This window comes from Alcanivorax jadensis T9, assembly GCF_000756655.1.
GTDB classification, from domain to species: domain Bacteria; phylum Pseudomonadota; class Gammaproteobacteria; order Pseudomonadales; family Alcanivoracaceae; genus Alcanivorax; species Alcanivorax jadensis.
Genome location: NZ_ARXU01000008.1, coordinates 48990 through 64370 on the forward strand (window position 1 = coordinate 48990; position 15381 = coordinate 64370).

At 59.4% G+C, this 15381-nt stretch carries 12 protein-coding genes; 9 read left to right on the forward strand and 3 right to left on the reverse strand.

All coding sequences use genetic code 11. From position 1 onward, the window contains the following. Positions 1-192: 192 nt before the first annotated feature. From T9A_RS11075 to ahpF, 7 genes are all read left to right on the forward strand, one after another. Complete coding sequence (locus T9A_RS11075; protein WP_052042864.1) at positions 193-2775, forward strand: EAL domain-containing protein; 2583 nt, start codon at positions 193-195, stop codon at positions 2773-2775. Between the two features lie 137 nt (positions 2776-2912). Continuing rightward, positions 2913-4433 carry a cryptochrome/photolyase family protein gene (locus T9A_RS11080; RefSeq protein ID WP_035248350.1) on the forward strand — a complete coding sequence of 507 codons (1521 nt, stop codon included), beginning with the start codon at positions 2913-2915 and terminating at the stop codon, positions 4431-4433. Then, positions 4430-4585 carry a DUF2256 domain-containing protein gene (locus T9A_RS16880; protein ID WP_084573481.1) on the forward strand — a complete coding sequence of 52 codons (156 nt, stop codon included), beginning with the start codon at positions 4430-4432 and terminating at the stop codon, positions 4583-4585. Before T9A_RS11080 ends, T9A_RS16880 begins: the two co-directional genes overlap by 4 nt. Then, positions 4582-6006 carry a DASH family cryptochrome gene (locus T9A_RS11085; RefSeq protein ID WP_035248352.1) on the forward strand — a complete coding sequence of 475 codons (1425 nt, stop codon included), beginning with the start codon at positions 4582-4584 and terminating at the stop codon, positions 6004-6006. Before T9A_RS16880 ends, T9A_RS11085 begins: the two co-directional genes overlap by 4 nt. After that, the gene (locus T9A_RS11090; protein ID WP_035248354.1) at positions 6003-7508 is read left to right on the forward strand and encodes an FAD-binding domain-containing protein; all 1506 of its coding nucleotides are present in this window, start codon (positions 6003-6005) and stop codon (positions 7506-7508) included. The genes T9A_RS11085 and T9A_RS11090 overlap by 4 nt, the downstream gene beginning before the upstream one ends. 137 nt (positions 7509-7645) lie before the next feature. After that, positions 7646-8203, forward strand: coding sequence for an alkyl hydroperoxide reductase subunit C (gene ahpC / locus T9A_RS11095; protein WP_456297569.1), 558 nt, complete (start codon positions 7646-7648; stop codon positions 8201-8203). Positions 8204-8333: 130 nt separating this feature from the next. Further along, positions 8334-9956, forward strand: a complete 1623-nt coding sequence (gene ahpF, locus T9A_RS11100; protein ID WP_035248359.1) for an alkyl hydroperoxide reductase subunit F — start codon at positions 8334-8336, stop codon at positions 9954-9956. Between the two features lie 74 nt (positions 9957-10030). Here ahpF and T9A_RS11105 read toward each other — a convergent pair whose 3' ends face one another. From T9A_RS11105 to T9A_RS11115, 3 genes are all read right to left on the reverse strand, one after another. Then, positions 10031-11851 carry a S8 family serine peptidase gene (locus tag T9A_RS11105; protein WP_035248361.1) on the reverse strand — a complete coding sequence of 607 codons (1821 nt, stop codon included), beginning with the start codon at positions 11849-11851 and terminating at the stop codon, positions 10031-10033. A gap of 171 nt (positions 11852-12022) precedes the next feature. Beyond that, positions 12023-12379: a roadblock/LC7 domain-containing protein gene (locus tag T9A_RS11110; RefSeq protein WP_035248363.1), complete on the reverse strand. Its 357-nt coding sequence runs from the start codon at positions 12377-12379 to the stop codon at positions 12023-12025. Between the two features lie 161 nt (positions 12380-12540). Then, positions 12541-13515, reverse strand: coding sequence for a calcium/sodium antiporter (locus T9A_RS11115; protein ID WP_035248365.1), 975 nt, complete (start codon positions 13513-13515; stop codon positions 12541-12543). A gap of 1297 nt (positions 13516-14812) precedes the next feature. Between T9A_RS11115 and T9A_RS11120 the strand changes: the two genes are divergently transcribed. Both T9A_RS11120 and T9A_RS16885 read left to right on the forward strand, forming a co-directional pair. Continuing rightward, positions 14813-15112 (forward strand): type II toxin-antitoxin system Phd/YefM family antitoxin, encoded by a 300-nt coding sequence (locus tag T9A_RS11120; RefSeq protein WP_232222085.1) that lies wholly within the window; start codon positions 14813-14815, stop codon positions 15110-15112. Continuing rightward, positions 15075-15374: a Txe/YoeB family addiction module toxin gene (locus T9A_RS16885; RefSeq protein ID WP_084573482.1), complete on the forward strand. Its 300-nt coding sequence runs from the start codon at positions 15075-15077 to the stop codon at positions 15372-15374. The genes T9A_RS11120 and T9A_RS16885 overlap by 38 nt, the downstream gene beginning before the upstream one ends. Positions 15375-15381: the final 7 nt, after the last annotated feature.

Below are 15381 nucleotides of genomic sequence, written 5' to 3' on the forward strand. Positions count from 1 at the left end.
TAGGCGATACTCCTTTTGCGGGAAGCGATGGGCAAGCCGCAGGCGAATGTTCGGGCAGGTGGCCCTCTGATAGTCACCCAATTGTCGGTGAAAGTTCCGGTTTTGTCAGGTGACGCTGGCAAGTAAGAGGCAGGCAGTTCAAAAAGTGAACAGGTGGTCAGGAATTACAATAATCAACAATGGACGTGAACCATGCAGGCTTTGCTAATTGGGGCAGCCGTGGGGGTAGTGGCCCTGGCGGTCATTTTTTTCCGCCGTGAACGGTCTGGGCGATTGGCCCTGGAGGAGCGGGAAAAGCGTTTCAGGCTGACCATGGAGTGTTCGGCGATAGCCATGGCCCTGATGGGCCCCGATGGGCGCTGGCTGGCGGTCAATCGTGCCCTGTGCCGTCTGAGCGGCTACCGGGAGGAAGAGCTACTGGCGAGTTCCTTCCAGCAGATGATTTACCCGGATGACCTGCAGGAGGATCTTCAGCAGCTGGGAGCGATACTGGCAGGCCGGGTAGAGAGCCTTCGCCTGGAAAAACGCTATGTCACCAAGGCCGGCGAGCTGGTCTGGGTGCGCCTGTCCATTGCTGCCGTGAGTGAAGACGGCAGCGTTCGCTATCTTATCGTGCAGTGCGAGGATATCCAGGCCGCCAAGGAGGCCGAACATGCCCTGGCGGAAAGCCGCCACCAACTGCAACTGGCCCTGTCTGCCGGTGGCGTGGGGATCTGGCAGTACAATACCGTCACCGGCCAGCTGGACTGGGATGAGCGTATCTATGAGATGTACGGGGTCAAGCCCGGGCAGCAGGGCGATGGTACCCTGAAAATCTGGTACGACCGCATTCACCCGGATGACCTGGCCCAGCTGCAGCCCCGACTGCAACAGGTGATGGATGCCCCCGGCGAGCTGGACGGGGAATTTCGCATTCTCACCCCGGCTGGCGAAGAGCGTTATATTCGTGCCCGTGCCGAGACCACCCTGGTCGGCCCCGATAAAGTGCCCCTGATGGTGGGAACCAACTGGGATGTGACTGCCGAACGGACCATGCAGCACTCACTGGCCCATGAGAAAGAAAGCCTGAGGGTGACGCTTAACTCCATTGCCGACGGGGTGATCGCCACGGATCAAGGCGGGCGGATTACCTTCATGAATCCGGTGGCAGAATCATTAACGGGCTGGCGGGAAAGGGATGCCGAGGGTGAGCCCGTGGATACGGTGCTGCAGCTCAGTGATGAAGAGGGTCGGCCAGCGCCCACCAATCCCATTGCGGTGGCCTTGCGCGGCGGAGACATGTGTTTTTTGCGCGAGGATTGTTTTCTGCTGAGCCGCGATGGCAGCCGCTATGAAATCCAGGATTCGGCCGCCCCGGTGAAGACCGCCGAGGGTGAAGTGAAAGGGGCGGTGATGGTGTTTCGTGATGTGAGCGCCCGTCGCGCCATGCAGAAGAAGCTGCGCTATCACGCTACCCATGATGCCCTGACTGGCCTGACCAACCGGCGCGAATTTGAAAACACCCTGCAGCAGACACTGGATGAAGGCATCGCCGAGCATAGCGTGTTGTGCTTTATCGACCTGGATCGTTTCAAGGTGGTCAACGATACCGCCGGCCATGTGGCCGGCGATGCCCTGTTGCGCGAATGCGCCCGGGTCATTGGCCGTCAGATTCGCGACGGGGATGTGGTAGCCCGGTTGGGCGGCGACGAATTTGGCCTGCTGCTGCGTAGCTGCCCGTCAGACAAGGCCGTGCAAATTGCCGAGCGACTGATCGCGGCCCTGGGAGACATCCGTTTTGCCTGGAAGGATTCCCTCTACGATATCGGTGCCAGCGTCGGTCTGGTGCAGCTGGATGGCAATCTGATCAGCGTGGAAGAGGCCATGAGTCGGGCAGACGTGGCCTGCTACGCCGCCAAACACCGGGGTCGTAACCGGGTTTCGGTGTACACCCCGGATGACAGCGAAGCCTCTCGCCGGCATCTGGAGCTGCAGATGGCCGCGGGTCTGCGCGAGTCCCTGGAGTCGAATCGCTTTCTGCTTTATGCCCAGGAAATCCGCCCCATCGGCGGGGAAACGGATGCCTCCCATTACGAAATCCTGTTGCGCCTGCGCGACCGCAACGGTGACATTCTCAACCCCGGCGCCTTTATCCCCGCGGCGGAACGCTACCAGATGATGCCGCACATCGATCGCTGGGTACTCACCCAGGTGCTGGTTACGCTCAGCGAGGAATTGGCCGCCCTGCCCAGCCTGCATCTGGCGATCAATCTGTCAGCCACCTCCCTGGATGATCCCACCTTTATTCCGTTTCTGGAGGAACTGCTTGATCGCACCACGGTGGCGCCCGAGCGGCTTACCTTCGAGATCACCGAAACCACCGTGGTCAATCAGCTGTCCAGTGCCAGCGAATTGCTGGCGCGGATTCGCCAGAAGGGCAGCAAGGTGGCGCTGGATGACTTTGGCAGTGGCTTCAGCTCGTTCAATTATCTCAAGCATTTCCAGGTGGACTTCATCAAGATCGATGGCAGTTTCGTGCGCAACCTGCTCTATTCCAGCGTGGACCGCACCATTGTCGAATCCATCAGCGAAGTGGCCCACCGACTGGGCGTGAAAACCGTGGCGGAATACGTGGAAGATATCGCCATGATTCCGATACTGGAGCAGGCTGGTGTGGACTTTGTGCAAGGCTATGCCATTGGTCGGCCCCAACCGTTGACCATGCTGTTCGAGCAACTGGCGGCACCCTCGGTACTCCAGGGGCGGCAACTGCGGCTGGTGAATCGGGACGCTTGAATCCGGCAGGACTTGTTGGCGCCTTGTGAACAAGGCGCCAACTGACATCTATTACTCCTTGCCCGGACAGGGTTCCTTCACCCGGCGGCCACTCCCCTGACGGCATTCTTGAGTTTTGAGATGTTGTGGGAGAGGTCGTGAAAGTCGGAATCATTCTGGGTGACCAGCTCAGCCTGTCTCTGCCCACGCTGCAGGCGCTGGACAAAAAACGCGACCGGCTGGTGATGGCGGAGGTGCCCGCCGAGGCCACCTATGTGGGCCACCACAAGCAGAAGATTGCCTTTATCTTCAGCGCCATGCGCCACTTTGCCGCAGACCTGCGCGAGTCAGGTTGGCAGCTGGATTACTTTGCCTATGGCGAGCATGACCATGGCAGCCTGCCTGAGGTGCTGGGCCCGCTCTGTGAGCAGGCCGAGGAGCTGGTGGTTACCCATTGCGGCGAATACCGTCTGCAGCAGCAGATCAATGAGCAGTGGCCGGAGCAATTGTCCTGTCCCGTCACCTGTCTGGAAGACAGTCGGTTCCTCTGTTCCCCGGCCTTCTTCCAGCGCTGGGCCAGCGGCAAGAAACAGCTGCGCATGGAGTTCTTCTACCGGGAAATGCGTCGCCACACCGGCCTGCTCATGGAAGGGGATGCGCCGGTGGGCGGTCAGTGGAATTTTGATGCCAGCAACCGCAAGGCCTACAAGGGTGACGTGCCCTTGCCAGCGGACCTTTCTTTCCCTCGCGATGCCATCGACGAGCAGGTGCTGGCGCTGGTGGAGCAGCACTTCCCCGATCACATCGGCAACCTGACAGATTTTCGCTGGGGCACCACCGCCGCCCAGGCACAGCAGGCACTGGCACATTTTATCGAACAGCGGTTGCCGCACTTCGGTGATTTCCAGGATGCCATGGTCACCGGGGAAGACACCCTGTTCCACAGCCTGCTGTCGCCCTATCTGAATATTGGTTTGCTGGATCCGCTGGTGGTCTGTCAGGCCGCCGAGCAGGCTTACTGGGAGGGTCAGGCGCCGCTCAATGCGGTGGAGGGCTTCATTCGCCAGATCCTGGGCTGGCGGGAATATGTGCGGGGCATCTATTGGCTGCTGATGCCGGATTACGCCGGCGAAAACCGGCTTAACAATCAGCGTCCGCTGCCCGGTTATTACTGGAGCGGCCACACCCGCATGCACTGCATGTCCGAGGCCTTGCGCAATACCCTGGACCACGCCTATGCCCATCACATCCAGCGTTTGATGGTCACCGGCAATTTTGCCCTGCTGCTGGGCGTGCTGCCGGAAGCCATTTGCCAGTGGTACCTGGAAGTGTATGCAGATGCCTTCGACTGGGTGGAGCTGCCCAACACCCTGGGCATGGTGATGCATGCCGATGGCGGCTACCTGGGCAGCAAGCCCTATGCGGCGTCCGGCAGTTATATCAATCGCATGTCGGACTACTGCAAGCACTGCCAGTACAATGTCAAAACCGCCAGTGACGATGACAGCTGTCCGTTCAACAGCCTCTACTGGCATTTCATTCATCGGCATCGCGGCCAGTTCCAGAACAACCACCGCATGCGCATGATCTATCGCAACCTGGATCGCATGGACCCGGCCAAGGTCAACGCCATGCTGACTCGGGCGGAACAATTGCTGGCGGACCCGGAGGCCCTGTGAGCAGCGGCTGGAAAGGCAACAAGGCGGCGCTGCCGCAGAAGACCTGCCGGGTGTGTCAGCGGCCCTTCAGCTGGCGCCGCAAATGGGCGCGGCACTGGGAGCAGGTGGTGTACTGCAGTGAACGCTGTCGCCGCCAGGGGAGACCGCAATGATTACCGTGGTCTGGTTCCGGCAAGACCTGCGCGTGGCGGACCAGCCGCTGCTGCAGCGGGCGGCCAGTCTGTCGCAGCCGGTGCTGGGGCTGTATCTGTTGCCCGACCACTGGCTGCAAGCGGATGTGGATGGCATGGACCGGCTGGGCCCGGCCAAGTCAGCGTTTTTACTGGAAAGTCTCAGCGACTTGCAGGCGCAGTTGGCACAACGTGGTCTAGCCCTGCAGTGCCTGCGGGCGGAGCCGGTAACGCTGCTGAGCCACTGGCACGCCCGGCAGCCGTTGCAGGTGATAACAGCGGCGGCCCAGGCTCCGGAAGAGGCCGCCATGATCGCCGCGTTGCGACAGGCCGGTATCCGGGTTATCGAAGAAGAGACCCAGACCCTGCTTGCCGCTGACGCCTTGCCCTGGGAGGGACCTTTCCCGGCCACCTTCAGCCGTTTTCGGCGCAAGGTGGATAGTCGCGATGGCGTGCCGGTGTCCCAGCCGGACGGTCCGCCGCCGTCCCTTACCGCCGCCCAGTCATTGCCCACGCCTCCCTTCGCCGAGCTTGCCCGTGAGCTTTTGGCGAAACGCAGCCAGCACTGGCAGCGCAATTCCCAGGACTACTTTTCTCTGCACGGTGGAGAGCAGGCGGGCCTGCAATGGCTGGAGCATTACCTGTTTGAGACCCGCAGCGCGGACCACTACAAGCAGACCCGGAACCGGCTGATCGGGGAGCATTATTCCAGCCGTTTGAGCGCCTTCCTGGCCTGGGGGAATCTCTCTGTAAGGCGGGTCTGGCAGCGCATTCTCGACTACGAAGCCGGTCATGGCGCCAACCCGGGCAGTGAATGGCTGCGGGTGGAATTGCTGTGGAGGGAGTTTTACCACTGGTCGCTGCGAGAACACGGTGCCCGGGTGTTTCACTATGCCGGGCTCAATGACCAGGCGCCGCGGCGACCGGAACCGGCAACGTCACTGGCCCGTGAATACTGGCAGCGTTGGTGTCAGGCCAACACCGGTCTGCCCTTTATCGACGCCAACCTGCGCGAGCTGATGGCCACCGGCTATGCCTCCAACCGGGGGCGGCAGAACCTGGCCAGCTTCTGGGTGCACGACATGGGGCTGGACTGGCGCCGGGGTGCCCGCTGGTTTCAGCACCACCTGGTGGATGATGATGTGGCCTCCAACTGGGGCAACTGGGCCTACATCGCCGGCGTGGGGCACGATGCCCGCGGCGGCCGTCGCTTCAGCCCTACTCGCCAGTGCCAGCAGTACGATCCCGAGGGCGAGCACCTGCACTATTGGTTGCCCGCCTTGCGCGCACTGTCTGCCCGCCAGTGTCTGTCGCTGCATTTCACCTTCGGGCAGGATGATCCGCTGCCGGATTACCCGGCGGCCATGCTGCCGCTTCCTGCTGCGGATCTGAAACTGGCATGACGCTGCAAGTGGTCTGGTTCAAGCGTGACCTGCGGGCACATGATCACGGCCCGCTGGCCCGCGCCTGCCGGGAGGGCCCGGTGCTGCCCCTGTATATCCTGGAGCCTGGTTACTGGCAGCAGCCGGACACCAGCCTGCGCCAGTGGCGTTTCGTGGCGGAAAGCCTGCGGGATTTACGCGGCCAACTGGCCCGGCTGGGGTTGCCGCTGTGGGTGGTGGAAGGGGAGGCCGTGACCGTGCTGGCGAACCTGCAACAGCGCTTTGGTGCCATGGTGCTGCACAGTCATGAGGAATACGGCGGCGCCTGGACCTATGCCCGCGACCGGGCCGTGAAGCAGTGGTGCGGGGAGCGTCGGGTGCCCTGGCATGAGGAAGCCCCCTTCGGCGTCCAGCGTCCCTGCCTGGACCGGGATCACTGGGGGACACACTGGCAGGATTTTATGACCCGGCCCCTGGCCACGCTGCCGTCCACTATTCAGGCGGCGGCCCCCGCCGATCCCTGGCCGCACCTGCATACCGCCCGTGGTGCAGACCGGTCCGACTGCCCGGGGCGTCAGCATGGCGGCACCGATACGGCGGAACCGGTCTGGCAAAGTTTTCTGGAGCGGCGGGCACGGGGTTATCGCGGCGGCATCAGTGCGCCGCAGAAAGCCGAACACTGCGGGGCGCGTATCAGCCCTTATCTGGCCTGGGGCTGCCTGAGCCTGCGCCGGGTGGTGCAGGAGACCTGGGAGGCGTTGGAGCAGGAAGATGACCCGGCCCTGCGGGCCGGCTTGTCCGCCTTCGAATCGCGACTCTGGTGGCACTGCCACTTTATCCAGAAACTGGAAGACCAGGTGTCCATGGAGACCTGCAGCGTGCACCCGCTGTTGCGCAACCTGCGCGATGAACCGGGTAACCCTCAGTGGTTGGCGGCCTGGCAGAGCGGCCATACCGGCTGGCCGCTGGTGGATGCGGCCATGCGTTATCTGCATCACCATGGCTGGATCAACTTCCGCATGCGCGCCATGTTGGTTTCCATGGCCTGTTACCCGCTCTGGCTGCATTGGCGCGAACCGGCGCTGCATCTGGCGCGCCTGTTCGTGGATTACGAACCGGGCATTCATTTCCCCCAGGTGCAGATGCAGGCCGGTGTCACCGGTATCAATGCCCTGCGCATGTACAACCCCACCTTGCAGGCCCGCAAGCTGGACCCGGATGGCAGCTTTATCCGCCGCTGGGTGCCCGAGCTTAAGCGGGTATCAGCCACCTGGATCCACCAGCCCTGGCAGATGGGCCCGCGCCAGCAACGGGATGCCGGGGTGGTGATAGGGCAGGATTATCCGGCGCCGCTGGTGTGTTTCGACACAGCGGTGCGCGAGGCTCGTCAGCGCCTGGCCCAGGCACGCCAGCAAGCCGGCTTCCGGGATGAAAGCCGGGCCGTTAATCAGCGTCACGGTAGCCGTCGGCGCCGCTCCCGCCGTAGTCGCAAGCCGGACGATTCCCAGTTGTCGCTGTTCTGAACCGCGGTTGCAGTCCGTTAGAAATTTTCTATCGCCATGATAAGAAGTTTCAAATTTAACTATCAGTGTGGATTCCCCATTCTATCCCTCGCCGAAACGAATCAACGACCAATCGAGGGAGTGTTAACCACATGGCACTGATCAACAGCGAGATCCAACCGTTTAACGCCACCGCCTTCAAGCAGGGCGAATTTGTCGATATCTCCGAAGCCGACGTGAAAGGCAAGTGGGCCATTTTCTTCTTCTATCCGGCCGACTTTACTTTCGTCTGTCCCACCGAGCTGGGCGACGTGGCTGACAAGTATGAAGAGCTGCAGAAGCTGGGCGTGGAAGTGTTTTCCGTATCCACCGATACCCACTTCACTCACAAGGCCTGGCACGACACCTCCGACACCATCGGCAAGATCAACTACTACATGGTTGGCGACCAGACCGGCACCATCACCAACAACTTTGGTGTGATGCGTGAAGGTCAGGGCCTGGCAGATCGCGCTACCTTCCTGATCGATCCGGATGGCGTTATCCAGGCCATGGAAATCACCGCCGAAGGCATCGGCCGCGACGCCGACGACCTGATGCGCAAGGTCAAAGCGGCCCAGTACGTCCGCAACAATCCCGGCGAAGTGTGCCCGGCCAAGTGGAAAGAAGGCGAGCAAACCCTGGCGCCTTCCCTGGACCTGGTCGGCAAGATCTAAACCGGCCTATCCCGCTCCCCGTTAGCACCTGCCTTCAATGGAAGGTCTCCTCTCCCGCTTGCGGGAGAGGGACAGGGAGAGGGTATGTTTTTTAGTCACTGATTACTGAACTCACGCTAAGGGAAGACTCATGCTCACGAATGACATCCTGCAGGCCCTGAAAGGCTATGCAGCCAACATGCAAAAAAAGATCACCTTCGTGCTGCAGACCGGTGCGCACGAAAAGCGCGATGAACTGGTGACGTTTCTCTCCGACATCGCCGGTGTCAGTGACAATCTGGCCTTCGAGGAACGGGACCTGGGCGATGCTCTGCGCAGCCCCCTTTCCTTCCTGCTGGAGGCAGACGGCGAGGACACCGGTATCCGTTTTTCCGGTATCCCGGCCGGCCACGAATTCAATTCCCTGGTGCTGGCGTTTCTGCATGCATCAGGGACCGACATCAAGCTGGATGACAGCCTGCAGCGCATGGTCGCCAATGTGAAAGACGACCTGCATTTCGAGGTGTTCATCAGCCTGAGCTGTCACAACTGCCCGGACGTGGTGCAGGCGCTCAACCAGTTTGCCCTGCTCAATCCGCGCATCAAGAGTGAAATGATCGATGGCGGTCTGTTTCAGGACACGGTGAACGAGCGCGACATTCAGGGCGTGCCCAGCGTGTACCTGAACGGTGAGCTGTTCGCCAACGGCAAGGTCACCGCCGCCGAGCTGATCGACAAGTTGCTGGCTTTCGACCCGGCCATCGCCCAGGCAGGCGGCGGAGAAAAACTGCCGTTGCAGGACGTGACCGTGATCGGTGGTGGCCCCGCCGGCGTGGCGTCGGCCATCTACAGCGCCCGCAAGGGCCTGAAGGTCACCCTGATTGCCGATCGTATCGGTGGCCAGGTGAAAGACACCATGGATATCGAGAACCTGATTTCGGTGAAGAAAACCACCGGGCCGGAATTGTCCGGCGCTCTGCACGCTCACATGAATGAATACGATGTGACCGTGAAGGAGCACCTGAAAGTGGCCGAGGTACGCAACGGCGAGATCAAGACCGTGGTGCTGTCCTCCGGTGAGGAAATCGATACCAAGACCCTGATCGTGGCCACCGGTGCCAAATGGCGAGAGCTGGGCGTGCCCGGCGAGAAAGAGAACATCGGTAACGGTGTGGCCTATTGTCCGCACTGCGATGGCCCCTTCTTCAAGGGTAAGGACGTGGCGGTGATCGGTGGCGGTAACTCCGGCATCGAAGCGGCACTGGACCTGGCCGGCATCGTCAAATCCGTCACCGTGTTCGAATTCATGCCCGAGCTGAAGGCGGACAAGGTGCTGGTGGACAAGGCAGAACAGAAGACCAACGTCACCATTCACCGCAACGCGGCCACCCGTGAGATCAAGGCCAGCAATGGCAAGGTGAGCGCCATCGAGTACCAGGACCGGGCCACCGAAGCTGTACACGAGCTGCCGCTGGAAGGGGTGTTCGTGCAGATCGGTCTGGTGCCCAACAGCGACTTTATGGACGGCGTGGTGGAGCGCTCCCGCTTCGGCGAGATCGTCATCAACGAGAAGTGCCAGACGTCACAGGAGGGTATCTATGCTTGTGGCGATGTCACCACTGTGCCCTACAAGCAGATCGTCATTGCCATGGGTGAAGGGTCCAAGGCATCGCTGGCTGCCTTCGAATACCTGATGACTCAGGGTGACCGTCTGGAAGACCTGTATGAGGGTGAGCAGAATCATGATGAGCAACAGGATGCTGCCGTGGCCTGATCCTGCTGACGCTTACCGGTAGAACGAAAAAACCACCGCACGCGGTGGTTTTTTCGTTTAAGGGCAAGGCGTGTTTAGCGCGGGTTCGCCAACAGCGTATAAGCGCCGGAGCCGCTTTGCGCTGTGACGCGCCAGCGGTAGGTACCGCTGCCCACCGAGCCGTTCAGGGTCGCCACGCCGTTCTGCGGCTGGGCGCTGCCCACCTGGGACCAGCTACAGCCGAAAAAGAGGAAGCAGCTACGTTGCTCCAGGGCCAGTGAGAAGGCGCCACCGGCAGGGCTGTACAGGTAGGCCTCCACATTACCACCACCGTAGCTGAAGCCACCGGAAGGCAAGGTTACGGAGCTGCCATTCCCCAGATTGCCTTCATAGCGTGTGCAGCTTGGGCAAGGGTTGCTGGTGTCTTCGCTGGTCACGCTCTTGTCGATGCTGGCGGTTTGGTTGGCAGTGTCGGTGACGGTCAAGGTCACGGTAAAGCTGCCGGCGCTGCCGTAGTCATGGCTGATCTGTTCGCCGCTGGCCACATTGCCGTCGCCCAGGGTCCAGTCCCAGGCGGCCACGCCAATATCATCGCTGCTGCCGCTGGCATCGAACTGGCAGACGGTGCCGCTGCACTGGGCCGTAAAGGCGGCCGTGGGCAAACGATCTGTCACTGTGCCGCCATCGTCTTCACCGACCTGCAACAGGCGGTTGGGTGACTGGCTGCCGGCATTGCTGATCATGCCGGTGGCGCTGCCATCGACCAGTGCCGCGAACACCTGCTCAGGGCTGGCGCTGGGATTCGTTCCCAGATACACGGCCGCTGCACCGGCAGCATGAGGGGCTGCCATGGAGGTGCCGTTCAGGCGTGCGGTCTGGGTGTCGGATTGAAACCAGGCAGAGGTAATGTCGCTACCCGGGGCGAACAGGTCCACACAGGCGCCGAAATTGGAGAACGAAGAGCGCTGGTCTGTTCGGGTGGTTGCCCCGACAGTCAGGGCTTCTGCGACCCGGTTGGGGGAGCCGTTACAGGCATTGGAATTGTCGTTGCCGGCGGCCACCACCATGCTCACCCCTGCGGAGACCGCATTGCGCACGGCGGTATCCAGGGCGCTGGAGCTGCCGCCCCCCAGAGACATATTCGCCACGGCGGGTTTGCGGTGATTGCCGGCTACCCAGTCCACCCCGGCAATGACGCCGGAATTGCTGCCGCTACCGTTACAGTCGAGGACTCTTACGGGGGCAATCTGTGCCTGCTTGGCCACCCCGTAAATGGTGCCAGTGGCTGTGCCGGCCACATGGGTGCCGTGGCCATTACAGTCGTTGGTATTGGCCGGGTCGACGCTGCCGCCGCCAAACAGGAAACCGCCGCCACTGCTGACGAAGTTACGGCCAGGACTGACCCGCCCGCTGAATTCGTTATGGCTGGCGCGCAGACCGGTGTCGATCACATAGACGGTGACATCGTTACCGGCGCTGTTGGGGTACTGGTAGCTGCCATCCAGTGGCAGTGCCGGCTGATCCACCCGGTCCAGGCCCCAGGTGGCGTTTGCCTGGGTAGCGATGGCCTGCACCCGACGGTCCTGTTCCAGACCGATCACACCGGGCAGCTGGCCTAACAGAGTGGCCTGCAGATCCGTTAGCCGCACTGTCATGCCGGTGAGCGCATGCTGGTAGGTATAAAGCACGTCGCCGCCACCCACCGTGGCCAGCAGGGTGCGAATCGCCGTGGTCAGATCCGTAACACCAAGGCGCTGAATAATGTCCGGGGCCAGTGTCACGATGTACTGATTGTCGATGACCTCATTCTGCGTTTGCGTCGCAAAAGACGGTGAATCATCCGCCCACACCGGGCTGAGCACACTGCCACCCAGTAGCGCCGCCAGCAGGGCGCCAATACCTGTTTTTCTCTGCATGAAGATCCCTCCAAAAGTCGTGCTCTGACCCTAATTAGTACGGGTGTATCTCTCTATGCAATGGCTGTGTTTTTTTGTTGCGCTGAAGAGAATTCAGGAGGTTGGAGGCCGCGTACCTGCTGGGCAGGATGCATTTTGTGATCTGGGTGTGAAGACAGGGTGAGTGAAGGACTAAACCAGTGCTCCCAGTGCCGATACGGTTTTCCAGGCGAGCATCTGCATGCGTTGAGAGTTCACCGATGGCCGTGCCATACAGGCAAACACCATATCGCCCACGGGCCAGATACAGATGCATCCTTCCCGGCAGCGGATGAAGATTTCTTCGCTATGACCCAGCCGTAACCCGTCGAGTACCCGGTCACAGGCTTTTTTCATCTCGAAAAACAGCGCACTCTGCTCGTCATAATCCAGCCCCTCACCAATATGCACCACCGGCATACCGTCACTACTGATCAGCGATACCAGCAGGATATCATCAGAGGAATCGTGGAGAGCCTGCAGGGGCGGAGTAAGGGTGGTGAGCTTCATTATTGTTATCCCTGCATGGTGGCTTTCAGGTCAGCTTAAGGGCAGGGGTAACTGGAATCAAAGCCAATAACGGTGTGGCCCGTTATTGGCAGGTGAAAGTCGCCGTGTGTCCGATTTACGGTCGCTGGTTCGGCTCGCCATCGGCAAGCCGCATGTGGCTATTACGCCTGGCCGAATACCGTACTGAGCAAGTAAAGGGTATAGCCAACGTAAGCAGCCAGCAGCAGGGTGCCCTCAATGCGGTTGATGCGCCCTTGCCCCCGGAACCCGTAACCGATCACGAATAGCGACAGGGTCAGCGCCGCCATGACCAGCATGTCCCGATTGAACACCTCGGGTCCCACCGCCAATGGATGGATCGTGCCGGCGATACCTACTACGGCAAGGGTATTGAACAGGTTGGACCCCAGGATGTTGCCCAGAGCGATATCGTGTTCGCCCTTTCTGGCAGCAATGATCGACGATGCCAGCTCCGGTAGCGACGTGCCCACCGCGATGATGGTCAGGCCGATAATCAGATCGCTGACGCCAAACCCCTGGGCAATCTCTACCGCTCCCCATACCAGCACCCGGGAGCTGACAATCAGCAACAACAGCCCGGCCACCAGCCAGAAGATGGCCCGCCGCAGAGGCAGGGCGCGCACGTCCAGTTCCTGCTCGATCTCGCTTGCCAGCGCATCCTCTTTCTTTCGCATGCCCTGCCAGATCGTCCAGGTCATCAGCGTGCCGAATACACCTAGCAGCACCAGCGCATCAACCCGTGTGATTTCGCCGTCCAGCAGTTGCCACGCGGCCAGGCCGGTGACCAGTGCAAGGATGGGCAGCTCCTTGCGTAGCACCTGCGAATGCACGGCGATGGGGCTGATCAGGGCGGTAATCCCCAGGATCAGAGCAATGTTGGTGATGTTCGAGCCATAGGCGTTGCCCAGCGCGATTCCCGGATTCCCCTGGGAGGCCGCCAGCGCCGACACCACCATCTCCGGCGCGGAGGTACCGAAACCGACCACCACCATGCCGATCAGCAGCGGCGGCATACCGAAGTGGGAAGCCGTGGAGGCGGAGCCCTCCACAAACCGGTTGGCACTCCACACCAGCAGCAACAAACCAGCAACTATCGCGACGGAAGCGAAAATCATACGAACTACATGCTCCTTGAAACGGTGAAGGGTCGCCCACCGATTGGTCGATACTGGGTGTAAGTGATCAGAGGCTGGCGATGTGTAAAAACACTGATTTTCTAACGCTTCCTGCCCTATGCGTAAATCAGATTCTATTGGTGAGACGGGCTCTCTCGTCAAGATAAATCACCATGCTCGCTTGGCGATTTTTGGTATGACCTCATTCTTGATCAGGAAGGGGTAGGTATCGCTCTGGGGAAAAGGTTTTCAGTGAGATGAGCAAATAGTCGGATGAGATAATCGTCGGTCAAGCATTAGCAACGGCATCTAACCCTTCGGGGCCCTCATCGTGGGCGGGAGTTGTGTTGACGAGTCTGCAAGCGAGTTATTAGCAGATCGACAAAGAAAAAGGGCTAGCCCTCTCGGGATAGCCCTTTTCTTTGATTGGTGGAGCCGGCGGGAATCGAACCCTATTTTGCTGGCCCTCATTGCCTCCCTATTCTCCCCAAAGCCCCACAATCACTGGGCCACTATTCATTCCCAACCCGCTATAACCCGCTATTTCAGGCAGTGTTTTCGACACTTTCTCGTCACTTTCTTAGCGTCTCAGTGTTACTGGTCGATTGTCTGTTTCAGTATTTGCGACAGCATTTACCAAGCAGCAAGAGCATGGACATACCCGGCTGAACAAGTTTTGAGCAATTGCAGCAGCCTCGCTGCTCGTCCTGCACATACCCAAGAATACCCTTCCGCCTTCCTGGGGGATCAGTCCACATCCTTGCTTGTGGATCTCACGAAAGCCCTGGGGTGAGGGTGATTTGCTTACGTAGTACCGTTCCACTGGTAGCCCTATCCATTTCATCCTTGATGATAGGAAGCCTATTGAGTCCAGGTTTAAAGGAGCAATGTCGATATAGAGGAAAAGGGTGTAAGAGAATTCTTATGCTCATGGCGTTCCTTTTCTAGAGGACCATTTGGACTCAATTCACATGGAGCATTACTACTCTCGATCCCACTGACCAGTAACTGTCCCTCTTGACAGTATGTACAGGTTTCTGTACATTAGTCATTATTCAATACCGAAACCAAGGAGTTAACCATGACCTGAACCCAACGCAAACTCGACCTATCAATGTAACAATACAGCTTTCGAGTAATAAGCGGTAGGCGTAGGCCATTGAATATATTACAAATAATGGCGCTGCAGAGAGGAGCGACAAATAGTCGTGCAGTTAAAAAGCCTTGTTTCGCTTTCGATGAGCTTCACGTCATGTGCCAAGTTTGGCAATGACGTTATAGGAGGAGCGGCCAAGAGATGGCCCATAGTGATATGAATATTATTTCTTACACAAACGCACGTGCCGGATTAAAGCAGTTAATGGATGAGGTTTGTATTGACCATGAGCCTGCGGTTATCACGCGACAGAGCGGCGACCCTGTTGTTGTGCTTTCGCTGTCAGATTTCAAGAGTTTAGAGGAAACACTCTATCTCTTGTCTTCCCAGGCGAATGTCAATCACCTAAAGAAATCTATTTCCGAGCTCGGTTCCGGCAAAATTATCTATAAGGAACCCGTAAATGTCACAGAAGAAACAGAAACAGAAGCCGAAGACTGACTCCACCAAGATCGTTGCCTGGACGGAGTCAGCTTGGAACGACTATCTATATTGGCAAGTAGAAAATACCAAGATAAAAGACCGTATCGATCGTTTAATAACAGAATCCCTTCGAACACCCTTCCACGGGATAGGTAAGCCTGAACCCTTAAAAGCCAATTTGAGCGGTTTCTGGTCTAGGCGAATAGACAACCAGCATCGCTTTATTTATGCCTTTTTGGATGGTGAATTAAGCATTTTATCTTGCAGGTACCATTACTGACTGGTAT

Bases quoted from the DNA above. Each gene is read 5' to 3' on its own strand.
- T9A_RS11075 (WP_052042864.1), top strand. From the start codon at position 193: ATGCAGGCTTTGCTAATTGGGGCAGCCGTGGGGGTAGTGGCCCTGGCG.
- T9A_RS11085 (WP_035248352.1), top strand. From the start codon at position 4,582: ATGATTACCGTGGTCTGGTTCCGGCAAGACCTGCGCGTGGCGGACCAG.
- T9A_RS11090 (WP_035248354.1), top strand. From the start codon at position 6,003: ATGACGCTGCAAGTGGTCTGGTTCAAGCGTGACCTGCGGGCACATGAT.
- ahpF (WP_035248359.1), top strand. From the start codon at position 8,334: ATGCTCACGAATGACATCCTGCAGGCCCTGAAAGGCTATGCAGCCAAC.
- T9A_RS11105 (WP_035248361.1), bottom strand. From the start codon at position 11,851: ATGCAGAGAAAAACAGGTATTGGCGCCCTGCTGGCGGCGCTACTGGGT.
- T9A_RS11110 (WP_035248363.1), bottom strand. From the start codon at position 12,379: ATGAAGCTCACCACCCTTACTCCGCCCCTGCAGGCTCTCCACGATTCC.
- T9A_RS11115 (WP_035248365.1), bottom strand. From the start codon at position 13,515: ATGATTTTCGCTTCCGTCGCGATAGTTGCTGGTTTGTTGCTGCTGGTG.
- T9A_RS11120 (WP_232222085.1), top strand. From the start codon at position 14,813: ATGGCCCATAGTGATATGAATATTATTTCTTACACAAACGCACGTGCC.
- T9A_RS16885 (WP_084573482.1), top strand. From the start codon at position 15,075: ATGTCACAGAAGAAACAGAAACAGAAGCCGAAGACTGACTCCACCAAG.